The organism is Streptomyces sp. NEAU-174 (assembly GCF_052665095.1).
This window is the reverse complement of the sequence record NZ_JBQTCE010000013.1, coordinates 103,206-128,701: the sequence shown is the minus strand read 5'-3', so window position 1 is coordinate 128,701 and position 25,496 is coordinate 103,206. Positions and strand designations below refer to the sequence as shown.

The 25,496-nt window shown below is 74.0% G+C and carries 23 protein-coding genes; 10 read left to right on the top strand and 13 right to left on the bottom strand.

Annotation, left to right across the window (positions count from 1 at the left end; all coding sequences use genetic code 11):
• Window positions 1–45: 45 nt before the first annotated feature.
• From ACT2CW_RS33155 to ACT2CW_RS33140, 4 genes are all read right to left on the bottom strand, one after another.
• Window positions 46–1,596, bottom strand: a complete 1,551-nt coding sequence (locus ACT2CW_RS33155; protein WP_445519383.1) for a glycosyltransferase 87 family protein — start codon at window positions 1,594–1,596, stop codon at window positions 46–48.
• Between the two features lie 273 nt (window positions 1,597–1,869).
• Window positions 1,870–2,688 carry a methyltransferase domain-containing protein gene (locus ACT2CW_RS33150; protein ID WP_445519269.1) on the bottom strand — a complete coding sequence of 273 codons (819 nt, stop codon included), beginning with the start codon at window positions 2,686–2,688 and terminating at the stop codon, window positions 1,870–1,872.
• Window positions 2,685–3,311, bottom strand: coding sequence for a TIGR04282 family arsenosugar biosynthesis glycosyltransferase (locus ACT2CW_RS33145; protein ID WP_445519382.1), 627 nt, complete (start codon window positions 3,309–3,311; stop codon window positions 2,685–2,687). The genes ACT2CW_RS33150 and ACT2CW_RS33145 overlap by 4 nt, the downstream gene beginning before the upstream one ends.
• Window positions 3,312–3,466: 155 nt before the next feature.
• The gene (locus ACT2CW_RS33140; protein ID WP_164427695.1) at window positions 3,467–4,189 is read right to left on the bottom strand and encodes a glycosyltransferase family 2 protein; all 723 of its coding nucleotides are present in this window, start codon (window positions 4,187–4,189) and stop codon (window positions 3,467–3,469) included.
• A gap of 116 nt (window positions 4,190–4,305) precedes the next feature.
• Between ACT2CW_RS33140 and ACT2CW_RS33135 the strand changes: the two genes are divergently transcribed.
• Both ACT2CW_RS33135 and ACT2CW_RS33130 read left to right on the top strand, forming a co-directional pair.
• The gene (locus tag ACT2CW_RS33135) at window positions 4,306–5,133 is read left to right on the top strand and encodes a response regulator transcription factor (protein WP_164427696.1); all 828 of its coding nucleotides are present in this window, start codon (window positions 4,306–4,308) and stop codon (window positions 5,131–5,133) included.
• Complete coding sequence (locus ACT2CW_RS33130) at window positions 5,126–6,244, top strand: sensor histidine kinase (protein WP_138917065.1); 1,119 nt, start codon at window positions 5,126–5,128, stop codon at window positions 6,242–6,244. Before ACT2CW_RS33135 ends, ACT2CW_RS33130 begins: the two co-directional genes overlap by 8 nt.
• A gap of 36 nt (window positions 6,245–6,280) precedes the next feature.
• On the opposite strand, the gene ACT2CW_RS33125 is transcribed toward ACT2CW_RS33130, so the two are convergent.
• Complete coding sequence (locus ACT2CW_RS33125; protein ID WP_445519268.1) at window positions 6,281–7,348, bottom strand: NAD-dependent epimerase/dehydratase family protein; 1,068 nt, start codon at window positions 7,346–7,348, stop codon at window positions 6,281–6,283.
• Between the two features lie 272 nt (window positions 7,349–7,620).
• On the opposite strand from ACT2CW_RS33125, the gene ACT2CW_RS33120 reads away from it, so the two are divergent.
• Window positions 7,621–8,532 (top strand): class I SAM-dependent methyltransferase, encoded by a 912-nt coding sequence (locus ACT2CW_RS33120; protein ID WP_138917063.1) that lies wholly within the window; start codon window positions 7,621–7,623, stop codon window positions 8,530–8,532.
• Between the two features lie 141 nt (window positions 8,533–8,673).
• Here ACT2CW_RS33120 and ACT2CW_RS33115 read toward each other — a convergent pair whose 3' ends face one another.
• Window positions 8,674–9,546 carry a peptidyl-tRNA hydrolase gene (locus ACT2CW_RS33115; RefSeq protein ID WP_445519267.1) on the bottom strand — a complete coding sequence of 291 codons (873 nt, stop codon included), beginning with the start codon at window positions 9,544–9,546 and terminating at the stop codon, window positions 8,674–8,676.
• A 117-nt stretch (window positions 9,547–9,663) separates the two neighbouring features.
• Here ACT2CW_RS33115 and ACT2CW_RS33110 point away from each other — a divergent pair, with 117 nt between their 5' ends.
• From ACT2CW_RS33110 to ACT2CW_RS33100, 3 genes are read left to right on the top strand one after another with little or no spacing between them, the layout of a single operon-like run.
• Window positions 9,664–10,626 carry an ABC transporter ATP-binding protein gene (locus ACT2CW_RS33110; RefSeq protein ID WP_445519266.1) on the top strand — a complete coding sequence of 321 codons (963 nt, stop codon included), beginning with the start codon at window positions 9,664–9,666 and terminating at the stop codon, window positions 10,624–10,626.
• On the top strand, window positions 10,623–11,291 hold the full coding sequence (locus ACT2CW_RS33105) for an ABC transporter (RefSeq protein ID WP_086885620.1): 669 nt from the start codon (window positions 10,623–10,625) through the stop codon (window positions 11,289–11,291). The genes ACT2CW_RS33110 and ACT2CW_RS33105 overlap by 4 nt, the downstream gene beginning before the upstream one ends.
• A 10-nt stretch (window positions 11,292–11,301) precedes the next feature.
• A complete protein-coding gene (locus tag ACT2CW_RS33100) occupies window positions 11,302–11,454 on the top strand; it encodes a hypothetical protein (protein WP_167442760.1) in 153 nt (50 codons plus the stop codon).
• Window positions 11,455–11,600: 146 nt separating this feature from the next.
• Here the strand turns inward: ACT2CW_RS33100 and ACT2CW_RS33095 are convergent, their stop codons facing one another.
• Entirely contained in the window at window positions 11,601–13,004 is a 1,404-nt protein-coding gene (locus tag ACT2CW_RS33095; protein WP_414082756.1) for a PhoX family protein, read from the bottom strand.
• 103 nt (window positions 13,005–13,107) lie between these two features.
• Window positions 13,108–14,211 (bottom strand): cell division protein ZapE, encoded by a 1,104-nt coding sequence (gene zapE / locus ACT2CW_RS33090; protein WP_445519381.1) that lies wholly within the window; start codon window positions 14,209–14,211, stop codon window positions 13,108–13,110.
• A 106-nt stretch (window positions 14,212–14,317) separates the two neighbouring features.
• Here zapE and ACT2CW_RS33085 point away from each other — a divergent pair, with 106 nt between their 5' ends.
• The 4 genes from ACT2CW_RS33085 (at window position 14,318) to msrB (ending at window position 17,762) form a co-directional block, all read left to right on the top strand.
• Window positions 14,318–15,199, top strand: a complete 882-nt coding sequence (locus ACT2CW_RS33085; protein WP_445519265.1) for a pyrimidine reductase family protein — start codon at window positions 14,318–14,320, stop codon at window positions 15,197–15,199.
• A 75-nt stretch (window positions 15,200–15,274) separates the two neighbouring features.
• Window positions 15,275–15,751, top strand: coding sequence for an indole-3-glycerol phosphate synthase (locus ACT2CW_RS33080; protein ID WP_164427704.1), 477 nt, complete (start codon window positions 15,275–15,277; stop codon window positions 15,749–15,751).
• A gap of 143 nt (window positions 15,752–15,894) precedes the next feature.
• Window positions 15,895–17,340, top strand: coding sequence for a UDP-N-acetylmuramate--L-alanine ligase (gene murC, locus ACT2CW_RS33075; protein WP_445519264.1), 1,446 nt, complete (start codon window positions 15,895–15,897; stop codon window positions 17,338–17,340).
• Window positions 17,341–17,354: 14 nt separating this feature from the next.
• Complete coding sequence (msrB, locus tag ACT2CW_RS33070) at window positions 17,355–17,762, top strand: peptide-methionine (R)-S-oxide reductase MsrB (protein ID WP_164427708.1); 408 nt, start codon at window positions 17,355–17,357, stop codon at window positions 17,760–17,762.
• Window positions 17,763–17,777: 15 nt separating this feature from the next.
• On the opposite strand, the gene treZ is transcribed toward msrB, so the two are convergent.
• From treZ to ACT2CW_RS33045, 5 genes are all read right to left on the bottom strand, one after another.
• Window positions 17,778–19,532 carry a malto-oligosyltrehalose trehalohydrolase gene (treZ, locus tag ACT2CW_RS33065; protein ID WP_164427710.1) on the bottom strand — a complete coding sequence of 585 codons (1,755 nt, stop codon included), beginning with the start codon at window positions 19,530–19,532 and terminating at the stop codon, window positions 17,778–17,780.
• Between the two features lie 119 nt (window positions 19,533–19,651).
• Complete coding sequence (locus ACT2CW_RS33060; RefSeq protein ID WP_445519263.1) at window positions 19,652–20,560, bottom strand: GNAT family N-acetyltransferase; 909 nt, start codon at window positions 20,558–20,560, stop codon at window positions 19,652–19,654.
• A gap of 350 nt (window positions 20,561–20,910) precedes the next feature.
• Window positions 20,911–22,026: a lytic polysaccharide monooxygenase gene (locus ACT2CW_RS33055; protein WP_445519262.1), complete on the bottom strand. Its 1,116-nt coding sequence runs from the start codon at window positions 22,024–22,026 to the stop codon at window positions 20,911–20,913.
• A 178-nt stretch (window positions 22,027–22,204) separates the two neighbouring features.
• The gene (gene treY, locus ACT2CW_RS33050; protein ID WP_445519261.1) at window positions 22,205–24,829 is read right to left on the bottom strand and encodes a malto-oligosyltrehalose synthase; all 2,625 of its coding nucleotides are present in this window, start codon (window positions 24,827–24,829) and stop codon (window positions 22,205–22,207) included.
• Window positions 24,826–25,425: a hypothetical protein gene (locus ACT2CW_RS33045; RefSeq protein WP_445519260.1), complete on the bottom strand. Its 600-nt coding sequence runs from the start codon at window positions 25,423–25,425 to the stop codon at window positions 24,826–24,828. Before ACT2CW_RS33045 ends, treY begins: the two co-directional genes overlap by 4 nt.
• Window positions 25,426–25,496 lie beyond the last annotated feature (71 nt).

The following is a 25,496-nucleotide window of genomic DNA, read 5'->3' as shown; positions in this document are numbered from 1 at the left end:
GGAAGCCGCCTACGGGGCCCGCCGGGCCTACGGGGCCTGCCGGGCCTACGGGGCCTTCCGGGCCTTCCGGGCCCGCAGGGCCCAGCCAACCATGACCGCCGCGCCGGCGACCGCGTAGCCCAGCGTCCCGACCCACGCGCCGTCGTCGACCGCACGGGCCGTCACATACTGGGCGACTCCGGCGAGCGGCAGGCCGAGCCACTCCCAGCGCCCGTCGAGGGCCACCAGCGCCACCACCAGCAGCGCGTACCAGGGGTAGCCGGGCGTCATCAGCAGGAACGCGGCGCCGGTCACCACCAGCGCGCCGCGCCAGGGCCGTTGGGGGTCGCCGCGCAGCAGCACCCGGGCCACGACCACGAGCAGGACGACGGCGATCACGGGGAGGGCCCAGGTCTCCGGGTCGGGGTGGAGCAGGCGCAGCAGCGCGTAGCGGTTCTTGTCGTCGGCGGCGGTGGAGCCCGTCTCGTAGCCCTCCTCGGCCACATAGCCGGTGAGATAGCCGAGGACGGAGGAGTGCGAGAGCAGGACGTACGGGAGGTAGCCGAGGGCGACGACGGCGGTGGCGGGCAGCACGATGGCCGCGGCGCGGCGGATCGGCCCGGTCGGCGGGGCGGGGCATCCGGCGGGCGCGGACCTCTTGAGTGCGGTGAGGGGGGTGGGGGCGGCCGTGGCGAGGAGGCCGGAGAGGGCGCCCGGCAGGGTCACGGCGGGCAGCAGTTTGGCCGCGGTCGCCGCGCCGAGCAGCGCACCGCCCAGGACGCGGCGGCGGGGGACTGCGACGAGGCCCGCGACGGTCAACAGCACGCCCAGCGCGTCGACATGGGCGTTGTTCACCGCCTCCACCGGCACGGCCGGGCACCAGGCCCAGAGCGCGGCGCGGGCGGTCGCGAGGCGCGGGTCGCGGCGGCGCCGTGCGGCGGCGAGCAGCACGGCGGTGGTGGCGACGGACAGCAGCGCGCCGCCGGTCTGGAGGGGGAGGAGGGTGGAACCTGACGGCGCCGAGCGGTGTACAAGCAAGAAATAGCCCTCTGCGGCGGGAGGATAAATCGTATGGACCGAGGGGCGGTTCAGGCGCGTGCACTGCGGCTCGGCGGGGCCACTTGGCGGGTGATCGGGCTCCGGGTCGGCGCGCGAGTCGGCGCCGGGCGTGGGGCGTTCGGGCGTGGGGTGGACGGACGTAGGGCGTTCTGGCGCGGGACGTTCGGGCGTAGGACGTCCGGGTGCGGGGCGGACCGGGGCGCGGTCGGGGCCATGGCAGGCGGAGCCCCGCGGGAAGAGCCAGCGGTCGCGCAGCGGGGCGAGCGCGGGGTCCTTGGGCGCGTGGTCATAGGGGGATATGCCCGCGGCCTGCACGCGCCCGTCCCAGGCGTAGCGGTAGGCGTCGGTGCTGGTGCGTGGGGGTGCGAGCAGCCCCGTGGCGGCGACCGCCGCGCTGCCCGCGAGTACGAACACCGCGGCTTGGCGGGCGCCCAGGCGGCGGACGGTCCAGGCGGCCGCGGCGAACAGCGCCCAGGCGATGGCGTACCAGCGGGACAGGGCGCCGGGCGCGGTGTGGAAGTCGTCCCCGCGGAAGGTGAGGGCGAGGACGGCGACCAGCGAGCCGAGCAGTGTGGCCAGAGCGAGCGGGGCGATCCAGCGGCGGGCCGTCCGCTCCCGCGCGGGCGAGGCGGTCCGCTCCCGCGCGGGAGCGGCAGGGCGCTCAGGTGGACGGGGTTCGTCCGCGCCGTCGGGCGGTGGTGCGGGGCGGTCGCGGGCCGGTGGCCGAGGGGCCGGGACGGAATGTGGCGGGGGCGCCTGATCGGGCACCCGGCCGGCCCACCGGGCGAGTCGCCCGGGCCGCGGCAGGCGGCGCGGCGATACGGGCACGGCTCAGCGCTCCGTGGCGGACCGGGGCAGGGGCGGTGTGCGGCGCAGCGATACGAAGCCCCGGTCCCGCGCGGTCCACTGCTCGACCGGGCTCCAGCCCGCCGCGTGTGCGTGACGCAGCAGCGCCCGGAGGCCGACGCGGGCCCAGGGGAAGGCCGTTCCCACATCGCCCCGGCCGTCGTCCACGCGCACCCGCACCCGCTCGTCCACATCCGCCGCGGCGGCCTCCACGATCAGCAGCCCGTCGGGGGCCATGAGTTGGGCGACGCGCGCCAGCAGGGCGCGCGGATCGCCGCCGATGCCGATATTGCCGTCGATCAGCAGCGCCGTGCCCCAGCGTCCTTCGCCGGGCAGCGGTTCGAAGACCGAGCGGCACAGCGCGGGCCCACCCGCGCTCACCGTACGGGCGACCGCCGCCTGGCTGACGTCGATGCCCAGACAGGGGCGGCCGTGCAGGGCCAGGGCGGCCACCAGCCGGCCGGGTCCGCAGCCGATGTCGAGTATCGGGCCCTGGCAGCGCCGCAGCACGGTCCGGTCGGCCGCGTCGGCGTCCGCGCACCAGCGTTCGACGTCCAGGGGCAGCATCCACCCGTCGGCCCGGCGCAGGAACAGCGGCCCCCGGCCCGCGTGGAGCGCTCGGACATAGGGGTCGGCGTGCCAGGGTGCGGCCGCGCGACGAGCGGGCGTCCGCTCGCGCACCGATCCGTCGTGCGCGGACCCGTCATGGACGAATCCCTCGCGCACCGCGCCGTCGTGTACGGGCCCGTCATGTGCGAATCCCTCGCGCACCGCTCCGTCGCGCACCGTCTCGGCCGTGCTCATCGGGCGGTGGCCCGGGACGACAGACGGGCGAGGGTCCGGGCGAACCGCCCGCCCGGGGCGTCGGACGCCACCAATACGGCGTCCTCGGCCGTGTCCACGTCGCGGAGCATCGGCAGGTCGCGCACCCGCAGCCCCGCGTCCGTCAGCCGACGCCGCTGGGCGGCACCGGTGGTGGCGGTGGACATCGGCACGCCCCGCAGCAGTTCGGGGTCCGGTTCGGCCAGGCCGAGGGCCCAGAAGCCACCGTCGACGGCCGGGCCGAACCAGGCGTCGCAGTCGTGCCATCTCCCCGGGCTGAGCGCGGGGGCGAGGAGCGCGGGGGTGACCTGCGGAGTGTCCATGCCGATCAGCAGGGTGGCGCCTCGGCAGGCGGCGAAGGCCGCGGCGAGCCGCTCGTCCAGACCGCCTTCGCACTGCCCCACCACCTCGAATCCCGGCGGCAACCACGGCCCGGGCCGGCCGTCGAGCACCAGCACCCGGCGACGGGCGGGCATGGCGAGCGCGGCGTGCAGTGTGTCGGCGAGGGACGCCTCGGCGAGTGCGGCGGCCTCGGCGGGGGTGTACGGGGGAGTGAGCCTGGTCTTCACCCGTCCGGGCACGGGCTCCTTGGCGATGATGAGCAGCGTCGTCCCGTCCCGGTGGGCCGCCCGGAAGCCGGTGTCCGTGCGGACGTCCGCACCGCCGACCGGACGCCCGTCGGTGGTGCCGGGGCCGGAGCCGAGGCGGTCCGGAGCCGAGGGGGCCTCCGCCGCATGGGCACCCTCGTGTGGCGCGCCGCTCACCGCGCGGCCCCCGCGCGGGTGGCCAGGGCGCGGGCCTCCGGCGGCTGGCGCAGCACGGCGCGCATATCGCGCACCGCGTGCCAGGTGCCCCGCCAGGTGCCGGTGACCTTCGACTTCCCGGTGCGCGGCCGATACGGCACCTCGCGCTCCTCGATCCGCCATCCGGCGTCGGCGGCTCGCACGACCATCTGGAGCGGGTAGCCGCTGCGGCGGTCGGTGAGGCCGAGGGCGAGCAGCGGTTCGCGCCGGGCGGCCCGCAGCGGTCCCAGGTCGCCCAGCGTGAGGCCGGTGCGCCGCCGCAGCATGCGGGTCAGCGCGAGGTTGCCGAGCCGGGCGTGCACCGGCCAGGCCCCACGCTCCTGGGGTCGCCGCCGACCCAGCACGAGGTCGGCGTCGCCCGCCGCCACGGTCCGCACGAAGGCGGTCAGCAGCCCGGGGTCGAGCGAGGCGTCGCAGTCGCAGAAGCACACGATGTCGGCCTCGGCAGCGAGGAGCCCGGCGTGGCAGGCGGCGCCGAAGCCACGGCGGGGTTCATGGACGACGGTGGCGCCGTGGGCGCGGGCGATCGTGGCCGAGCCGTCCGTGGAGCCGTTGTCCACGACGATGGCGCGCCAGCCGTCGGGGATGCGGGCCAGCACCCAGGGCAGGGCGGCGGCCTCGTCCAGACACGGCAGGACGACATCCGCACAGGGGGTGGTCGAGTTCGTCACCCGCACCACACTACGAAGGAGAAAGCGACATTTCGGGCTTCAGGTTCTTACGAAACACGGACGTCGGCCGGGCGGCGGGCTCCCCGGAGCCCCCTGGTGCCGCCCCCGGTGTCACGCTGTGGGGCATGCAGCAGAACCCCACTCCCACCCGCGTGCTCGTCGTCGACGACGACCCGACCGTGGCCGAGGTCGTCGCCGGGTACCTCGGCCGGGCGGGCTTCGCCGTGGACCGGGCCGCCGACGGCCCCGGGGCGCTCGCCCGCGCCGCCGCCCGCCGGCCGGACCTGGTCGTGCTCGACCTGATGCTCCCCGGCATGGACGGGCTGGAGGTGTGCCGCGCGCTGCGGGACAAGGGCCCGGTGCCGGTCATCATGCTCACCGCGCGCGGCGACGAGGAGGACCGGATCCTCGGCCTGGAGATCGGCGCGGACGACTACGTCACCAAGCCGTTCAGCCCGCGGGAGCTGGTGCTGCGCGTGGAGTCGGTGCTGCGGCGCGGCCGCACCGGTCCGCGGGTCCCCGGCCCTTCCGGCCCCGGCCCCGGCCACCCCGGGTCGGGTCTCGGCTCGGACGAGGTGACGCACCGGGCCGGGATCACCCTCGACCCCCTGGCCAGGCGGGCCGCCCGGGACGGCCGGGAGCTCGCCCTGACCGTGCGCGAGTTCGACCTGCTGGCCTTTCTGCTGCGCCACCCCGGGGTGGCCTTCACCCGCGAGGAGCTGATGCGCGAGGTGTGGGGCTGGGACTTCGGCGATCTGTCCACCGTCACCGTCCATGTGCGGCGGCTGCGCGGAAAGGTCGAGGACGATCCCGCCGCGCCCCGGCTCATCCAGACCGTATGGGGCATCGGCTACCGCTTCGACGCCCCGCCCGAGACCGACGACCAGGCCCACGACAAAGCCCACGGCGAGGAGCGACGGGACGAGGGACGGGGGTCGGGCTCCGATGCGTGATGTGTTCCTCATGGCGGTGTTCGCCTTCCTCGGCGCGGCGGCGGCCGGTCTGCTGGGCGCGCTGGCGCTGCGGCTGGTGCGCGGCCGTTCGGTCGCGGTGTCCCTCGCGGTCGTCGCCGCGGTCGCGGTCACGGCGATGCTCACCGGGACGCTGGCCGTCGCCTGGGCGATGTTCCTGTCCCCGCACGACCTGACGGTGGTCACGACCGTCTGCGCCATGGCCGCCGTGGTGTCCCTGGCCACCGCGCTGCTGCTGGGCCGCTGGGTGGTGGCGCGCAGCAACGCGCTGGCCCTCGCCGCCCGCTCCTTCGGGGACGGCGGGAGCTTCGCCGCCCCCGACGGCCAGGCCACCGCCGAACTCGCCGCGCTCGGCCGGGAACTGGCCGCCACCAGCGCCAAGCTGGCCGCCTCCCGCGAGCGTGAGCGCGCCCTGGAGTCCTCCCGCCGGGAGCTGGTCGCCTGGATCTCCCACGATCTGCGCACCCCGCTGGCGGGGCTGCGCGCGATGTCCGAGGCGCTGGAGGACGGGGTGGCCCCCGACCCGGACCGCTATCTCCGCCGGATACGCACCGAGGTGGAGCGGCTGAACACGATGGTCGGCGACCTCTTCGAGCTCTCCCGCATCCACGCCGGGGCGCTCTCCCTCGCCCCCACCCGGATCTCCGTCTACGACCTGGTCGGCGACGCCCTCGCCGGGGTCGATCCGCTCGCCCGCGAGCTGGGCGTCCAGCTGATCGGCGACCGGGTGGACCCCATCCCGGTGGAGGTCGACGGCAAGGAGATGACCCGTGTGCTCGGGAACCTCCTCGTCAACGCGGTGCGCCGCACCCCGGCGGACGGCACGGTCGCGGTGTCCGCCGAGCGCGAGGCGGACACGGTCGTGCTGTCGGTCACCGACGGCTGCGGCGGGATCCCCGAGGAGGACCTCCCGCGCGTCTTCGACACCGGCTGGCGCGGCAGCGACGCCCGCACACCTCCGGCGGGCGCCGGTCTGGGCCTGGCCATCGTCCGTGGCATTGTCGAGGCCCACGACGGCCAGGCGGCGGTCCGCAACGTCGACGGCGGCTGCCGCTTCGAGGTCCGCCTCCCCGCCGCCGTCACGTCGTCCTGAGCGACCCCGCTCCCTCCCCTCACACCCCCGCCGCCCTCACACCCCGGCCCGTTGCGGGGCGTGGGCGAATTCGGTCATGCCCTCGTGGAACGAGACCGCCGGGCGCCAGCCCAGCTGGTCACGGATCCGGCGGGACGACGCGGTGATGTGGCGTACGTCCTCCAGCCGGTAGCCGCCCGTCACCACGGGCGCGGGGCCGCCGAACGCCGTGGCCAGGGCCGTGGCCATCTCGCCCACCGTGTGAGGGTCGTCGCTGCCGGTGTTGTACGCGGTCAGCGCGGACGGGGCCACCACGTCCGGCGCCGCCTCCAGAGCGGCGACATTGGCGGCGGCCACATCACGGACATGGATGAAGTCCCGGCGCTGGCCCCCGTCCTCGAAGACCGTGGGGGCCTCGCCGCGTGCCAGGGCCGAGCGGAAGAAGGAGGCGACGCCCGCGTAGGGGGTGTCGCGCGGCATCCCCGGCCCGTAGACATTGTGGTAGCGCAGCGACACCGCGCGGCCGCCCACCGACCGGGCCCAGGCCGCCGCCAGGTGTTCCTGGGCCAGCTTCGTCGTCGCGTACACATTGCGGGGATCGGCCGGTGCGTCCTCGTCCACCAGGCCGGGCCGCAGCGGGGTGCCGCACTCGGGGCAGCGGGGGTCGAAGCGGCCCGCCGCGAGATCCGTCTCGGCGCGCGGGCCGGGACGGACCCGACCGTGGCGGGGGCAGTCGTAGCGCCCCTCGCCGTAGACGACCATCGACCCGGCCAGGACCAGTGCGCGCACCCCGCGCTCGGCCATCGCCGCCAGCAGCACCGCCGTGCCCAGGCCATTGCAGCCCACATAGGCCGGGGCGTCCGCGAAGTCCTTGCCGAGACCGACCATCGCCGCCTGGTGGCATACGGCGTCCACCCCGCGCAGCGCCGCGAGGACCGCCTCCCGGTCCCGCACATCGGCGTGGAGCCACTCCCCGTCCACGGATGGCGGAGCCGGATGGGCGGCGATCGGGTGAGCCGCGGGAAGCAGGGCGTCGAGGACGACCGGCTCATGGCCGTGCTCGACGAGGGCGGTGACGATGTGCGAGCCGATGAAGCCCGCACCTCCGGTGACCAGTACGCGCATGGGGGCGACGCTAGGCCCGAGCGGGCGCCCGGGCCCGCCCCCGCGCCGTTCCGTCACCGCTCCGTAAGACCTTCCGGAGGAGACGCGGTCACAGAATGGTCACAAGGGTGACTGCCCCGCGTTGCCTTTCACTGCGACCGTGGCGCCCACTCGCGTCCCCTGGGGCCCCGTCCCCGAGGTCTGTCCTCCTGGGGTTCCCGGACACGTTTCAAACGGATAGTTCAACCGGACACGTCTCTCAAGACCGCCGCCATCGACGAACAGAGAGCCACATGACGGTCACCACCGCCCCCGCGGCCCAGCGTCCCCGCTGCCTCAATGACGTCAAGGGATGGTTCCCCAGCCTTGACCAAGTGCTGTTCGACCGCTTCCTGAGCCGTCAGGAGCGCCTCGGACAGCTCGGGGACCTGATGGAGATGGGTGCCTACATGGGCAAGAGCGCCATCTTCACCGCCGCCTATCTGCGGGCGAACGAGCGGTTCACGATCTGTGACCTCTTCGACGCCGAGGCGCCGGACGAGAAGAACGCGGCGGAGGCGCGCAAGTCGTATTCCACCCTGACCCGCACCGCTTTCGAGCAGAACTACCTGGCCTTCTGGGACGACCTGCCGGACGTCATCCAGGGCCCCACCTCGGTCGTGCCCGACCACGTCGGCGCGAACACCTGCCGCTTCATCCACGTGGACGCCTCGCATCTGTACGAGCACGTGGCGGGCGACATCGACACCGCGCACAACACGCTGGTGCCCGACGGCATCGTCGTCCTCGACGACTTCCGCTCCGAACACACCCCCGGCGTGGCCGCCGCCACCTGGGAGGCGGTGTTCACCCGCGGCCTGCGGCCCATCTGCCTGACCACGCAGAAGCTCTACGGCACCTGGGACGACCCGGAGCCGATCCAGGACGAGATGCTCGCGGACGAGGAGTGGCGCAAGGGGATGCACACCAGCGTGCAGGAGATCGCGGGCCGCAGGGTGCTGCGGTTCTCGGGGAAGCCCGCGAACCCGACCCCGCCCACCTCCCGCTTCGCCCATGAGCCGCGCGATCCGGCCCCCGAGCCGCGCTCCGCGTCCACCGCACCGGCGTCCGCGCCCGCGGCGCGCCGCCCCACCGCGGTCCGGCGGTTCGCCGCCGATGTGCTGCCGCCGGTCGTCACCCGCGCGATCCGCCGCCGCAGGGGATAGCTCCCCCGGGCCTGGAGGGGAGCCCGGGGGGCCCGGGCTCCCCAGACCCGCGTCCCTTGAGCTCCTCAGACCCCGGCGTCCCTTGGGCTCGCCAGACCCGGCGTCCCTTGGGCCCCTGGACCCCGGCGTTCGCGGACGGCCTTAGCGTCGCCGCAGCGCCGGGTGGTCCGCCACGACCGTGCAGGACCCCGGCGCGATCTCGGTGAACCCCGCGTCGCGCACCACCGGCAGCCCGCTCGCGGTGAGCGCGTCCCACCGCTCGGCCGACGCCGTACGTACCGCCAGCGGGAACCCCGCCTCGCGCCAGGCCGCCCGCGCCGCGTCGTCCAGCTCCCACCAGGCCAGCTGGGCGCCGTGCCCGGCCTGGGCCATCGCCTTGCCCGCCGACATCTCCACCTGGGGGCTCAGCCACAGCACCGGACCGGTGGGGTCGGGGGCGGCCGGCGGCTCGGGGTCGTCCAGGTCGGTGCCCGAGACCTGGAGCTTGGCCAGCTCCTTGGGCCAGCCGTCCAGCGGCACCGGCGGGAACACCCGCACCTCGGCGGCCGCCGCCGACGAAGCCACGTCCCCGCCCACGTCCCCGTCCCCGCCCTCGTGCCCGGTTACGTCCTCGGCCGTGGCCGGGGCGGGCGCCCCGCCCGTGACCGTGATGCCCGGCAGCTCGGACGCGCGCCGCCACTCCGCGCCGCGCGCCCGCCGTACGACCTTGCGGATCCGGGCGTCCTGCCAGTCCCGGACGGCCTGGGCCCACTCGCCGTCGGCGGCCGTCGCCCGCTCGTCCGACAGCAGCACGAGCACCGCGCGCGCCGCCGTCTCCAGGGCGTCCGTACGCGCCGGGGGCGCGGCCTTCTCGATCCGGACCACCAGGGGCAGGACGAACTGTGGCGCGGCGTCCCGGTCGGTCTCGGCGTGCCGGAAGGGGCTGCTGCGGGCGCCGGATCCGGTGCCCTGGTGAGCGGTGGTCTGGGTGCCGGTCTGGGGGCCGGTCTGGGTGTCGGCGTCGGTGCTGGTCACGCGCCAAGTGTGCCAGGACCGCCGCCAGGCCCGGTCCAGATCTCCGCCGGACAGGCCCAGGGCCTCCGCGCGCCGAGGGCCTCCCCTCGCCGAGCGGCGCGCCTATGCTCAACCGGCATGAGACTGCGAGGAGTCGGCCGCCGCTACGGCCTGGGCGGGCCGTGGGTGCTGCGGGGTGTCGATCTCGAAGTGCCGCCGGGTTCGCTGACCCGTGTCCAGGGGCGCAACGGCAGCGGCAAGTCCACGCTGCTGCGGCTGCTCGCCGGGATCGACGCCCCCAGCGCGGGCCGGATCACCGGCCGCCCGTCCACCGCCTACGTCCCCGAGCGGTTCCCGGCCGAGCTGCCCTTCTCCGCCCTCGGCTACCTCACCCACCTGGGCCGGATCCACGGGCTGTCCCGCGCCGCCGCGGCGCGCGGGGCGGGGGAGTGGCTGGAGCGGTTCGGCGCGGACGGCTACGCCGGCACCCCGCTCGCCGAGCTGTCCAAGGGCACCAGCCAGAAGATCGCCGTGGCACAGGCGCTGCTGGCCGCCCCCGGCCTCCTGGTCCTGGACGAGGCGTGGACCGGCCTCGACCAGGCCGCACGCGGGGTGCTGGACACGGCGGTCGCCGAGCGCGTCGCCGACGGCGGCGCGGTCGTCTTCGTCGACCACGACCCACGCCGCTTGGCCGGAGCCCCGGACCGCGTCCTGCGCGTCACCGAGACCCGGCTGGAGCCGGTGGACGGCACGATCCGGCCGTCGGTGACGCGGGACGGGACCGGTGCCGGGCCACGGGTGCGGGTGGAGGCCGAGGGACGGCCCGGGGCCGGGCCGCCCGGTGAGCTGGCGGGCGCGGTGGTGCGTGAGTACGGCCCCACGCCCACGCCCGTGCACGGGGGCGGGGACGACGGTCCGGCGGGACGGGGACGGGGACGGGGACGGGGCGTACGGCTGACGGTCGAGGTGGGCGTGGCCGACTCCGACGGCCTGCTCCGCACCCTCCTGACCGCCGACCCGCCCTGGCACATCCGCGCGGTGACGGCCATCGACGACAACGACCCCCAGGAGCCCGCCCAAGGCGCGAAGGAGAAGCCATGACCGCGCTGCTGCGCTATCAGGCGGCCCTGCTGGCCCGCTCGCACCGCTGGCTACCGCCGTTGCTGCTCTACGGCGCGTTCCTGGGGATCGGGGTGCAGACGGGGCAGCCGATCCTCGACTCGCTCGGCTACGCCGCCGCCGCGCTGCTGCCCGTCGCCGCCTGGCTGGTGCGGGTGTGCGTCACCCAGGAGCCCGCCGCGGCCCGCGACTGCGCCTCGGCGGCGGTGGGGCCGGGCCGGGTGCACCTCGCCTCGGTGCTGACCGCGCTGGGCGCGGCGCTGGTGCTCGGCACCGCCGGGACGCTCTTCGTCGCGGCGGTCAGCGATCCGTACACCGCGGATCACCTGCACGAGATCCCCGTACCCGAGGCGACCGTCTCCGGGCTGCTCACCGCGGTCGCGTGCGCCCTGCTCGGCACGGCCGTCGGCGCGCTGTGCAACCGGCCGCTGCTGCGCCGCCCCGGCTGGGCGATCCCGGCCACGCTGCTCGCCGCGCTGCTGGTGTCGGTGGCCGGTGCCTCGCCCGCGAACGCCGCCGTGTCGGGGCTGGTCGACGGCTCGCACAGCGGCACCGTGCCGATGCCCCTGCTGCCCCTGGCCCTGACCGGCGCGGCCGCCGCCGGGGCGACCGCGCTGGCCTGCGCGCTGAGCTCCCGCCGGTCGTAGGGTTCGGGTCATGGACGACCGTACGGACCTTCCCGAGGGCCCGCCGTACGCCGACTGCGTGCAGTGCGGCGAGCCCACCGAGTACCCCGCAGCGCGCCCCGGTGCGACGCTGTGCCCCGTCTGCGAATGGCAGGAGGCTCAGCGCACCGCCTGCTCCGGCTAAGCAGGTTGGAGGAAGTCCGCTACGGTTCGGGCAGCGCCCCGAAGGGGCGCGGGGCTGTGTCGATATGCGGCTCCGCCGCGTGGGCGACCAGCCACGACGGCGCCGCAGTCGACTGGTGACGCATCGCGACACTTCCAGCGGAGCGCTCAGCGGCGCCAGGGCCCCGTCACGGCGAACGTCGTGCCCGGGGTGTAGCAGTTCACGTACATCGTGCGGCGGTCCGGCGCGAAGGTGACGCCCGCGAACTCACCCCACTCCGGCTCCTCCGGCGTGCCAATGTTCTGCCGCCCCCGGGCCATCGCGTAGACCTCGCCGCGCCGGGTGACCCCGAAGACATGCTGAGCGCCGTTGCCGTCCTCGCAGACCATCAGGCCGCCGCTGGGCGCGAGCGTGATGTTGTCGGGGGACTCGCCGGGGAGCTGGACATCCGTCTCCGGGCCGAAGACGATCACCAGCGTGAGGCGTCTCCGGTCGGGGTCGTAGCGCCAGATCTGGCCGAAGTGGTCGGCCGCCGAGCCGTCCGCGCTCTTGGCGAAGCTGGAGACGAAGTAGACCGACGTACCGCCCCAGTAGCACCCCTCCAGCTTCTGGGCGTGGGTGATGCCTCCGGGCCCGAAGTCCTGGAAGCGGATGGGGGTTTGGCGGGCGAGCGGGTCGGGGACGTCCACCCACTCGACGCGGTCGAAGGCGGTCCCCGGCTCCTGGATGGTGGACAGATCGGGCACCCCCGGCACCCGCAGCGCCTGAAGCCGCCCGCCCGCGCGCAGCGAGCCGATGCCGCCGAGCGGCTTCTCCGGCCGGAAGCGGTAGAAGAGCCCGAAGGGCTTCTCGAAGGCGTCCTCGGTCTCGTAGACGACGCCGCTGCGCGGATCGACCGCGATGGCCTCGTGCTGGAAGCGGCCCATGGCGGTGAGCGGGACGGCGCCGGTGCGGCGCGGATCGTAGGGGTCGACCTCGAAGATGAAGCCGTGGTCCTTGGTGTAGCCGTTCGTACCGGCCCGGTCCTCGGTCTCCTCGCAGGTCAGCCAGGTGTGCCAGGGGGTGGGGCCGCCCGCGCAGTTGACCGCGGTGCCCGCGATGGCCACCCGCTCGGACAGCACGTGGTTGCCGGAGTCGAGCTCCAGGGCGGTACAGCCGCCCAGGCCCATGGGGTCGTAGGTGAGGCCGTTCACGGCCGGGACGCGGATCGCGGCGTCCGGACGGTTCTCGTGGTTGCGGACCAGGTGCGTACGGCCGCGGTGGCCGCCGGCGCGGCCCGGGAACGCGGCCATGCCGTCGCAGTGGCTGGGGACCTTGCCCTCGCCGGAGCGGAGTTCGTCGCCCTCGCGCGAGAGCACCCGGTAGCGGAATCCCTCCGGGAGGTCGAGCAGCCCGTCGGGGTCGGGGACCAGGGGGCCGTAGCCGTCCCGGCCGAGTGGTGGGGAATCCGGTTCGGCGGCCGCGGCCGTCCCGGCGAAGAGCTCGGAGACGCTGCCGGTGAAGGCGATGGAGGCGATGGTGGCCCCCAGCGCGCCGGTGCGGCCGAGAAGCTGACGTCGTGTCGCTGACATGCGGTAACTCCCTGCTGGCGGACAGAGAAGATGACCGGACGTGTGTATCACGCGCGCGGGCGCGCGGGAACCATTCGATCAGCGATGCGCGGGAACCGTCCGATCAGCGCTCGTACGACGCGTCAGCCAATCCCTTCGCGTCGCGGGCCAGGGCGGTGAGCCGGGATATCGCCCGGAAGTACTTCTTTCGGTAGCCGCCGCTCAGCATCTCCTCGCTGAAGAGCTGGTCGAACGGCACCCCGGAGGCCAGCACCGGCACCTCGCGGTCGTAGAGCCGGTCCGCCAGCACCACCAGCCGCAGCGCGGTGGACTGGTCGGGCACCGGCGCGACCCCGGTGAGGCAGACGGCTTGGATGCCGTCGCACATCGCGCCGTAGCGGCTCGGGTGCACCTGGGAGAGGTGGTCCAGCAGGGCGGGGAAGTCGTCCAGGGAGGCGCCGGGGACGTGGTGCGCGGCCCGGGTGACCGTCTCGTCGGAGTGCGGGGGCGGGGCCGCGGGCAGACCGCGGTGGCGGTAGTCCTCGCCGTCGATGCGCAGCGTGCGGAAGTGGGCGGACAGCCCCTGTATCTCGCGCAGGAAGTCGGCCGCGGCGAACCGGCCCTCGCCCAGCTTGCCGGGCAGCGTGTTGGACGTCGCGGCGAGCGCCACGCCCGCCTCGACCAGCTTGCCCAGCAGCGTGGAGACCAGGACGGTGTCGCCCGGGTCGTCCAGCTCGAACTCGTCGATGCACAGCAGCCGGTGCCCGCTCAGGGTCTTCACGGTCTGCTGGAAGCCGAGCGCGCCCACCAGGTTCGTCAGCTCCACGAAGGTGCCGAACGCCTTCAGCTCGGGGGCGGCCGGGGTGGCGTGCCACAGGGAGGCCAGCAGATGGGTCTTGCCGACGCCGTAGCCGCCGTCGAGGTACATCCCACGCGGGCCGCCGCTCGCGGCGGGCTTGGCCGCCCGGCGGAACCAGTGCCTACGGCGCCCGCCCTTCGCGTCCGCGTCGCCGCCGAGCCGCGCGGCGAAGGCCCTCAGCGCCTCGACCGCCTCGGCCTGGCTGGGCTGGCCGGGGTCGGTGAGGTAGTTGTCGAAGCTCACGGTGGCGAAGCGGGGCGGCGGCACCATCTCGGCGACCAGGCGCTCCGCCGGTACCTGCGGCGCACGGGCGGTGAGGGCTGCTGGGGCCTCGGTGGCTTCGGCGGCTTCGGTAGCTTCGGCGGCTATGCGGCCTGCCGAGCCGGATGCGGTGGTTGGTGCAGACACGGATGTCCAGGGTAGTCGCTCTTCACCCGACCACTGTCCGAGAGGGAGGCATGTCACACTGCGGCCTATGCGACGCCTGTTCCCCGTGCCTGTCCCCGCACCTGCCGAAACACCTGCCGAAACAGCTGCCGGAACGCCTGCCGGAACACCTCTCGGAACGTCCGACGCGACGCCTGCTGGCATTTCCGCCGAGACGCCCGCCGAGGACCGCGAATGGACCCTTGGCGAACTGGCCGACGCCTATGCCTACCCGGAGCCGCCGCACGGCCCCTCCGGCGCCTATCTGCGGGCCAACATGGTGTCCTCGCTGGACGGGGCGGCCCATCACGACGGCCGGTCGAAGCCCCTGTCCTCCGACGCCGACATGCGGATCTTCGGGGTGCTGCGCGGGCTCGCCGACGCCGTGGTCGTGGGCGCGGAGACCGTACGCCGCGAGGGCTACCGCCCGGCGCGCGCCCGGGAGGCGTTCGCCGAGCGGCGGGCGGCGCTCGGCCAGTCGCCCGCGCCCGCGATCGCCGTCGTGAGCGCGAGCCTGGACCTGGACTTCTCGCGGCCGCTGTTCACCGAGCCGCTGGTGCCGACGATCGTGATCACGGGCGCGACGGCCGCGGAGGCGCGGCTCGAAGCGGCCCGCGCGGCGGGGGCCGAGGTGGTCTTCGCCGGGGCGGGGCCCTCCGGGCGGGTGGACGCGGCGGCGATCGTGAGCGCGCTCGCGGAGCTCGGCCACACCCGGCTGCTCACCGAGGGCGGCCCCACGCTGCTGGCGGAGTTCGCGGCGGCCGGGGTGCTGGACGAGCTGTGTCTCGCGGTGGCCCCCCTGGTCACCGCGGGGGACGCGAAGCGGATCATGAACGGACCCGTCCTGGGGGAACCGGAACGCTTCACTCTCGCTTCCGTTCTGGAGGAAGCCGGGTTCCTTTTCACCCGCTACCGTCGGATTTACCAATAACTCATAAAAACGTCTGTAAACCCGCGAATGGGATCGCGAAGGAGAAGGGCATCCGCCGTGTTCACGAGCGTATTGATGATTGAGAAGCCCCTGACCCCCGCCGACGTGGAATTCGTCACCACCCTGCACGGCGATGACCCGATCTCCTTCGTCGTCCTGATGCAGCCCCGGGGCAGCAAGGACCGGCTGCTGCGCGCGATCGACGACATCGCCCTCGGCGAGCTGGAGCAGGCCGCCCAGGAGGGGGAGGAGCCGGAGGGCAAGGAGGCGCTGGAGCCCGCCGAGCGGGCGCTGGCCCACTCGGTGGCGGCGCTCGAGGCGGCCGGGAGCCGGGCCCGGGGCCATGTCGTCCAGCGCCATCCGCTGGAGGTGCTGCGCGGGGTGGTGGAGGAGACCCGGGCCGATGAGGTGATCGTGCTCACCGCCCCGCACTTCGTGGAGGAGTTCTTCCACCGGGACTGGGCCTCGCGGGCGCGCCACAAGGTGGGGGTGCCGGTGCTGAAGCTCTTCTCGCACGCGGTGGACGAGGACCAGCCCTCGGCCGGCGGCTGAGCCCCGGAGCAGGCACCGCCGGTCATCGGCTGAGCCCGGCACCGACCCCCGCCCCGGCCCCCGCGGCCATCGGCGGGGCCGGGCCGCCGGGGGTGCGAGAATCGGGCCGACAGCACACACCGCGAACCAGGGGAGACCCGTACATGGCACCGGCCGGCACCGCCTCCGACACGCTGGATCGACCGCACTTCATCGGCATCGGCGGCGCCGGGATGTCGGGCGTGGCGAAGGTCCTCGCCATGCGCGGCGCGCGGGTCTCGGGCAGCGACACCAAGGACTCGCCGATCGTCGGGGCGCTGCGTGAGCTCGGCGCCACGGTGCACATCGGCCACTCCGCCGAGAACCTCGCCGCCGACGCCACCAGCGTCGTCGTCTCCAGCGCCATCCGCGACGACAACCTCGAGCTGGTCACGGCCCGGGAGCGCGGCATCCCGGTGGTGCACCGCTCCGACGCGCTCGCCGCGCTGATGGACGGCTCCCGGCCGATCGCGGTCGCGGGCACCCACGGCAAGACGACCACGACCTCGATGCTGGCCGTCTCGCTGCGCACCCTCGGCCTGGACCCGTCCTACGTCATCGGCGGCGATCTGGACGCCCCCGGCTCCAGCGCCCTCCACGGCGAGGGCGAGATCTTCGTCGCCGAGGCCGACGAGAGCGACCGCAGCTTCCACAAGTACGCGCCCGAGGTGGCGATCATCCTCAATGTGGAGCTCGACCACCACGCCAACTACGCCTCGATGGACGAGATCTACGAGTCGTATCAGACGTTCGTCGGCCGGGTCCGGCCCGGCGGCGCGCTGGTGATCTCCGCCGACCACCCCGGCGCCCGTGAGCTGACCGCCCGGGTCGGCGGGCGCGACGGGCTGCGGGTGCTCACCTACGGCGAGGACGCGGGCGCGGACGTGCGGGTCCTGGCCATCGAGCCGCACGGGCTGACCAGCGAGGTCACCGTACGGCTCGCGGAGTCGCCGGGCAGCCGGCTCGCGGAGTCCCTGGGCGGCGCCGAGCTCACCTTCACCGTCTCCGTCCCCGGCCGCCACTACGCGCTCAACGCCGTGGCCGCCCTCACCGCGGGCGCCGCCCTCGACGTCCCGGCCGCCGAGCTGGCCCCCGCCCTCGCCTCGTACACGGGCGTAAAGCGGCGGCTCCAGCTCAAGGGCGTCGCGGCCGGGGTGCAGGTGATCGACTCCTACGCCCACCACCCCACCGAGATCGCCGCGGACCTCGAGGCGATCCGCGGCGGCGCCGGGGAGGGCCGGGTGCTGGTGGTCTTCCAGCCGCATCTGTTCAGCCGCACCCAGGAGCTGGGCACCGAGATGGGCCAGGCGCTCGCGCTCGCCGACGCCTCCGTGGTCCTGGACATCTACCCCGCCCGCGAGGACCCGGTCCCCGGCGTCACCAGCGCCCTGATCATCGACGCCGCGGCCCGTCACGGGGCCGATGTGACCGCCGAGCACGACCGGAACGCGGTGCCCGAGCTGATCGCCGGAATGGCGAAGCCCGGTGACCTTGTTCTCACCATGGGCGCCGGCGATGTGACGGACCTCGGTCCGGAAATCCTCGCCCGTCTACAGAGCCCGGAGAACTGAGGAGGTCCGTCCCCATGGCGTACGAGATCGACAAGCCGGAGGAGCAGTGGCGTGCGGAGCTGACTCCGCAGGAGTACCACGTGCTGCGGGAGGCCGGTACCGAGCGTGCCTTCACCGGTGAGTACACCGATTCCAAGACGGTCGGCGTCTACGCCTGCCGGGCGTGCGGGGCGGAGCTCTTCCGCTCGGAGACGAAGTTCGAGAGCCACTGCGGCTGGCCGTCGTTCTACGACCCGGCGGACAGCTCGGCCGTCGAACTGATCGAGGACCGCTCGCACGGCATGGTCCGCACCGAGGTGCGGTGCACCCGCTGCGGTTCCCACCTGGGCCATGTCTTCTCGGGCGAGGGCTACCCCACCCCGACCGACCAGCGGTACTGCATCAACTCCATCTCGCTGCGGCTGAGCCCCGCGGAGAGCTGAGCCTCCGGCTCACTGTCATGAGCCGCAGCGCAGCACGGCGGCGGTCTCGGGCGGCAGTCTCAGCATGCCGTCCGGGCCCGGCAGCTCGATCCGCCGCCAGGCGGCCACCACCTCGGTGACCTCGCCGGTCCGGGGGCCGAGCCAGGTCTTGACCGGCCGGTCGCCCGGGTTGAGCAGGACCCGCAGCGGGCCGCGCTGAAAGCTGAAGCAGCCGTCCGAGCCGGAGGACAGGCCGGTGTACGACCAGGTGGGGTCGGTCAGGGCCGGTTCGGCGCGGCGCAGCGCGATCAGCCGTCGGTACCAGTCGAGCAGCGCCCGGTGCGGCTCCCGCTCCGGCTCCCGCCAGTCGAGGCAGGACCGCAGCCGGGTGGCCGGGTCCTGGGGGTCGGGCACGTCCCCCGCCGCCCAGCCGTGGGCGGCGAACTCCCGGCGGCGGCCGGACCGCACCGCCTCGGCCAGCTGCGGATCCTGGTGGTCGGTGAAGTACTGCCAGGGCGTACGGGCGCCCCACTCCTCGCCCATGAAGAGCATGGGGGTGAAGGGCGCGCACAGCACCACGGCCGCCGCACAGGCCAGCAGCCCCGGCGAGAGCTGGGCCGAGAGCCGGTCGCCGATCGCGCGGTTGCCCACCTGGTCATGGGTCTGGGCGTAGCCGAGCAGCCGGTGCGCGGGGGTGGTGTGGGTGTTCAGCGGACTGCCGTGGCGGCGGCCCCGGAACGCCGAATGGGTGCCGTCGTGGAAGAAGCCGCCCATCAGCGTCTTGACCAGCGCCCCGGGCCCCTCGGCTGCGAAGTCGGCGTAGTAGCCCTGCCGCTCACCGGTGAGGAAGGTGTGCAGGGCGTGGTGGAAGTCGTCGTTCCACTGTGCGTGCAGACCGTGGCCGCCCGCCTCGCGCGGGGCGGTGGTGCGCGGATCGTTGAGATCGGACTCGCCGATGAGGAACAGCGGACGGCCGGTGCGGGCGGCCAGCGCGTCCACGGCGGCCGACAGCTCGGCCAGGAAGTGCCGGGCCCGGGTGTCGCGCAGGGCGTGCACCGCGTCCAGCCGCAGCCCGTCGAGGCGGAAGTCGCGCAGCCAGGCGAGCGCGCTGCCGATGAAGTACGCGCGCACCTCGTCGGAGCCGGGCGCGTCGAGGTTGACCGCCGCGCCCCAGGGCGTGTGGTGGGTGTCGGTGAAGTACGGGCCGAAGGCCGGGAGGTGGTTCCCGGAGGGGCCCAGATGGTTGTGGACCACATCGAGGACCACGCCGAGGCCGTGCCCGTGCGCGGCGTCCACGAAGCGCGCCAGCCCCTCCGGCCCGCCGTACGGCTCGTGCACCGCCCAGGGCGCCACCCCGTCGTACCCCCAGCCATGGGTCCCGGGGAACGGGCAGACCGGCATCAGCTGCACATGGGTGATGCCCAACTCGGCCAGGTGCGGCAGCTGTTCGGCCGCCGCGTCGAAGGTGCCCTCATGGGTGAAGGTGCCGATGTGCAGCTCGTAGAGGACCGCGCCGGGCAGCGGCCGCCCGAACCACTCCCGCTCCCAGCGGAAGCGGGAGTGGTCGACCACCGCGCTCAGCCCCTCGGGGCCGTCCGGCTGGCGGCGGGAGCGCGGATCGGGGAGCGGCGGGCCGTCGTCGAGCGCGAAGCCGTACCGCGTACCGGGCCCGGCCTCGGCCTCGGCCCGCCACCATCCGGCGCGGCCCGGGTCGGGCTCCATGGGGCGGTCCCGCCCGTCCACATGGAGCCCGACCCGCTCGGCGTGCGGCGCCCACACCTCGAACAGCACTGGCGTCTCCTCACCTCGACCTGACTCCGGTCCTCGACCATGCTGCGGGACGCGGTGCCGGCGGCGCAGCAGGACGACATCAGGCAGACCCAGACCCAGACCCAGACCCAGACCCAGTCTCAGACGAGGTCGATGCGCTCCTGGGTGATGGGATACCCCGCCCTGGCGAAGTGCGCGGCCATGGGCAGGTTGGGCTGGTCCGTCGCCGCCGCGATCTTCGTGGCCCCCCGTTCCACCAGATCGTGGGTGCACTCCACGAGCAGGTCGTACGCGTAGCCGTGGCCGCGCTGCTCGGCGACGACCCCTATGAAGCTCACGCAGGGGCCCGACGGATTGTGCGCGGGCACCTGGATGCCGACCAACTCGCCCTCGGGCGTCCAGGCCAGCCGCCGCCACTCGCGCGGCGACGGACACCAGGAGAAGAAGTCCATGAGCTCCCGCACCGCGGCGTCGGCCCCTCCTCGTTCGATGGCGCGCCGGTCATGGGCGTCGAGCGAGCCCGGCATGATGCGGCGCAGCACGTCCTCGATCACCGCGTCATCGGGCTCCGGCCGGAACTCAAGACGCCCCGGGCGGGCGGGCAGTCCGCACTCCGGCGTCCACTCATAGCGGTAGCGCTCGACCAGGGGCTTGAGCCCGCCCGCTATGGCGGCGTCGACACGGGCCTGGGCGGCGGCCCGCACCTCGGGCCGGTCGCGCCAGCCGGGCGGGGCCAGCAGGCTGTACTCGGTGCGCAGCGGTGCGGTGCGCAGCAGTTCGGCGGCGGCGTCGGCCTCGCCCTCGGCGAAGTCGAACCAGTCAAGGGCGACGGGCTCGGAGTCCTCCGGCCCGGCCCACCACGCGGCGCGGGCCACGACCCGCCCCTCGCGCAGCGCCACCCAGGTCCAGTCGGGGCGGTACTCACCGCCCTGGCCGACGGTGGCGTAGGTGTGGCCGAGGATGCCCCGGCCGACGAGCGCGGGCACATGCAGATCGTGGAACAGCTGGGCGTCGCCCTCGGTGAGGGGACGGATGACCAGATCGGTCATGGAATTCCTTCCAGGAGAGTGATGCGCTCCCGGTCGGATGCCATAGCGGCAGATGCCTGATCGAACGAGGTGTGATCAGACGCGGGTACGCCCGGTGGACAGGGGGCGGGAGCGCGGAAACGTCGTGATGTCCATTGCTCTCGCCTCCTTCCTCGATCAAGGGCGTGCCCGCACTCTATGGGCGCCGATGTCTCCGTGTCCACAGGCTTTTCGGGTCCAACGGCTTCCGTGCGGGGCCGGTCTGCCGCCCGCGAGGGGGAAGGAGCGGCAGACCGGCGCGCAGGATGAGGTGCACCTGACAGATCAATGAGCGGGTCGGAGCACCTGCGTGGACCGGTGTGAGACGCAGACTAGTGCACCATGCAGATCGGCGCGGCCGTTGTGTCAGGAGAGCCGCCGCCGGCCGTATAGCCGAAGGTCGTCGACGCCCCGGTGGCCAGTGAACCGTTCCAGTCGGCGTTGGTGACCGAGGCCGAGGAACCGGTGGCGGACAGCTTGCCGTTCCAGACGCTGTCGATCCGCTGCCCGGACGGCACCGGCCAGTCGACCATCCATGAGGAGATGGGCGTGGCACCGGAGTTGGAGACCGTCACCTCGGCCTGGTAGCCGCCGTTCCAGGTGCTGGTCACCTTCTGGGTGGCGGAGCAGGAGGCCGTCGGCGGGTTGCCCGGCGGGTCCGTGGGGTCGCTGCCACCGCCGCCGCTGGTGGCACCCGGGACCGTCACCTCGCCGTTGCCGCCGTCGAAGACCACGTCGGAGCAGCTGTAGAAGGTCTCCTGGCTGTCCGAGCGCGTCCACACGGTGTAGATGATGTGGCGTCCGCTCTTGCCGGAGGGCAGATTGGCCGTCCAGGTGTACTTGCCGTCCACCGTGCCGACCTGACCGGACAGCGGCGGGTTCGTCACCGTGTTGAACGGCTGGTCCTCCAGGTCGTTCCAGGTGAGCGGCTTGGTCGGATCGATGGGGCTCTTGGTGACATAGCTGCGGAACGACCCCGGGTGCGCGGCCCAGGCGTTGTACGAGAACTGCATGGACTTGCCGGACGTCAGATGGGTCACCGGCCAGTCCTTGCTGCCCAGGTCGAAGCCGGAGAAGTCATAGACGGTGGCCGCGCCGCTGCACAGCTTGCCGTCCGGGATGAACCCCTTGGTGCGGCCCGCGCCGTCCGAGCGGAGCACCGCGAACCAGTTGTAGAAGGGCGTCGCGCCGCTCTTGTCGTACGCGGCCTTGCACGCCGGGTTGGTCGGCTTGACCTCACCGGTCGAGGACAGGCTGTACTTCCAGCAGAGATAGGTGCGGCTGCCCGGCGCCATCGGTGCGCCGTGTGCGGAGGCGCTGCCGCCGGAGAAGAAGACAAGGCCCAGGACGGGCAGAACCGAGAGCAGGACCAGCAGTACGGACCTGCGCGCGCGGGAGCCGCCCGGCGGGCGTGCGGATGAGGCGAGTGCCAGTGATCGTCGAGGCATTGCGCGTGCTTTCCCTTCGACGTGAACGGGTCAGGAACCGTCGGCGTGGGAGCGCTCCCAATTTCTTGGTGAACGTAGCGCGCCCCCGGGCAGCTGTAAATGCTTCAGGTCATGAAGGCCGCAGGCTTTCTGGTGGGCCGTCAGGGAGGGTGGCGAACGGACCGTTGCGATGGGCCCGTCAGATCCGGACCAGCAGCGCCACCGGAAGCCGGGACAGCAGCTCTGCCAGCGCCGCCGAGCCCTCGGCGGTCCGCCCGGTCAGTAGGTCGCGCCAGCGGCCCGGCGGCAGCGGCAGCCGGGTGGCGCCCCAGCCGCCCGCCTCCGCCAGCCGGCGCGACAGCCGGGTGACCACGGTGACGGCGCCGTCCTCCGTGCCGCCCGTGCCGCCCGTGCCGTCCGTGCCGCCCGTGCCGTCCGTCCGTAAGAAGGCCACGCAGTGCCCGGCGGACGGACCGGAGGCGGGCAGCGGCGTATACGTACTCCCGGGCCCGAACCACCCCGGATGCTCCCGGCGCAGCTTCAGTGCCGCCCGGGTGAGCAGCAGCTTCTCGGCCGACGGGCCGTCCGCCGGTTCGCCGCCGCCCAGCTCGGGCGGGCGGCGGTTGTCCGGGTCGACGAGGGCCATATAGACGCACTCGGTGCCCATATAGAGGTCGGGGACGCCCGGCATGGTGAGGTGGAGCAGGGCGGCGCCGAGCGCGTTGGCCCGCGCCGGACCGTCCAGTTCGGCGCCGATCGCGGCCCACACCGACGGGTCCGCCGTGCAGGGCCCGGCCTCGAGGAAGGCGGTCACCTCCGCCTCGTACGCCGCGTTCTGCTCCGTCCACGTCGTCCGCAACCCCGCCTCGCGCACCGCCTTGAGCACGGCCGGGACCAGCCGTTCGGCGTCCCCGTGGCCCAGTGCGAGCGCGGTCTGCCAGGCCGTCCAGGCCAGATGGGGATCGGGGGCGGGGGCGGTGGCCGAGCGGGTCAGCTCCTCGACCGTCCGGCCCCACCAGCCCGGGCATTCGCTGAGCGCCGCGAGCCGGGCCCGGGCGTCCGCGCTGCGCTTGGTGTCATGCGTGGAGAGCACCGTGCCGGTGGCGGGCCAGTCCCGCAGGCGCCGGGCCGCGAAGGCGTGGAACTCCTCGGGGGTCACGGCCGGCCGCCCCGGATCGCCGCCCACTTCGGCGGCCGACAGCAGCGGGGCGTAGCGGTAGAACGCGGTGTCCTCGACCGACTTGGCGCGCAGCGCGGCCGCCGTCTGGGCGAAGCGGGCGCAGAAGTCGCGGTGATCCGGGCCGTCCCCGAGCCCGCCCAGCGCCGCGTCCCGCACCACCCGCACCACCTGGGCCTCCTGCGCCACCGTGAACGCCTCCCGGGCGTCCGCCGCCGCCGAGCGCAGCATCACCGCGTCGGCGTCCGTCGCGGGCGGGCCGCCCACGGAGGCGTACGGACGGTAGACCGGCAGCCGCACCAGCAGCTCCCGGATCGCCGTGCGCAGCGCCCAGGGCGCGTGGTCGCGCAGCCGGGGGTCGGCCGCGCAGATGCGGGTGGCGGTGAGGGTCAGCCGCTCCACCTCGGCGGCCAGCTCATGCGTGACCACCTCATGGGCGGCACGGCGGACCGTGGCGGCCCAGTCGCCGCCCAGGTCGGCCGGGGGAGCGGCGAAGGCGCGGTAGAGGGCGGTCAGCTTCTCCAGACCGTCCGGGTCGACAAAGAGCCCGTCGATGTGGTGCAGCGCGTCATATCCGGTGGTCCCGGCGACCGGCCAGGTGGCGGGGAGCCGCTCGTCCCGGGCGAGGATCTTCTCGACGACGGTCCAGCGGCCGCCGCCTTCCGGCGCGATCCGCCGCCCGCCACCGCCTCCTGGCGCGATCCGCTGCTCGCCGTCTTCTGACGCTGTCCGCCGCCCGCCACCTTCTGGTGTGATGCGCCGCCCGCCACCGCCCTCTGGTGTGACACCCCGGTCGTCCTCGCCCTCTGACGCGGCCCGCTGCCAGCCCCCGCCCCCGCGCTCCCCGTCTCCCGCCGCCGCCCGCACCGCTTCGTCCAGCCGCCGCAGATAGCCCTCCGGATCGGCGAGCCCGTCCGGGTGGTCGATCCGCAGCCCGTCCACGACCCCGTCCCGCACCAGCTCCAGCAGCGTGGCATGGGTGGCGGCGAAGACCTCCGGGTCCTCCACCCGCACCGCGATCAGCTCGGAGATGGTGAAGAACCGCCGGTAGTTGAGCTCGGTGCGGGCCAGCCGCCACCAGCCGAGCCGGTACCACTGGGCGTCCAGCAGCTCGGCGAGCGGCAGCCCCTCGGTGCCGGGGCGCAGCGGGAAGGCGTGGTCGTAGTAGCGCAGCGTCCCGTCCTCGACCCGCAGCCGGTTCCACTCCTCGCCGAGCGGACCGCCGAGCACCGGCAGCAGCACCTTGCCGCCGTGGGCCCGCCAGTCGATGTCGAACCACCGCGCGTACGGCGACTCCGGCCCCTCCCGCAGCACCTCCCACAGCGGGGCGTTGAGCCACTCGGGGGCGGGGGCGGCCATATGGTTCGGCACCATGTCGACGATCAGCCCGAGACCGTGCGCCCGCGCCGTACGGGCGAGTGCGCGCAGCCCCTCCTCGCCGCCCAGTTCGGCCCGGACGGCGGAGTGGTCCACCACGTCATAGCCGTGGCTGGAGCCGGGCACCGCCTCCAGCACGGGGGACAGATGCAGATGGGAGACGCCGAGCGAGGCCAGATACGGCACCGCTCGCTCCGCCGCCGCGAAGGGGAAGGCGGGCTGGAGCTGGAGGCGATAGGTGGCGGTGGGTGTGCCGGGGTCAGCCGTCATATGAACGTACGTACCCACCCGACGCGCCCCACCACAAAAAGGACATCTACTTGAGGGTTTCGATGACCCTTCGGGGTGATCTCTGAGCGGAAGGGCAGGAACGGGGTCAACGCATCGGGGCACGGGATCGTCGGGCGGATGCGGTTCGCGCTGCACGCGACGACCTGGACCGAGGCGAATCGAGTACCGCGCAGGTACCAGCCGCCTACGACATCCCCACCCCAGAAAAGGCGGCCTTCCGCTGCCGCGGACCACGCTGCCTGACGTTCGAGTTCCCTGTCGAAGTCCGACATGAACGAAGGGGCTAACTCATCCACCTGGCCCATGTACCAGCCGAGTGCTTCCGCTGGCGCCTCGAACGTCGCTTTGATCATTCTGGCCGGGCGGAGCAGCCAGTGCGGTACCTCCAGCGGGGGCACGTCGCTCGTCATGAAGGCGGGGCTGGCCGCCGCGATCTGTTTCCACTCCTGGGGTGAGGCGTCCTGTACGACGAGGTGTGGTGGTCGCCGGGGAGACTCGTCGTCGTATGTGCGGCGCTCTCCGGTCCAGCGGTAGCAGTGCCAGTGAGCCGGCATGCGTGGGGGCGGAGCGGTCATCGGAGCTACCTCCTGGTGATGGGAGCGGCCCAGCCCCCTGCCCGGGGGAGGGCAAGGGGGGGGAGCGCCTT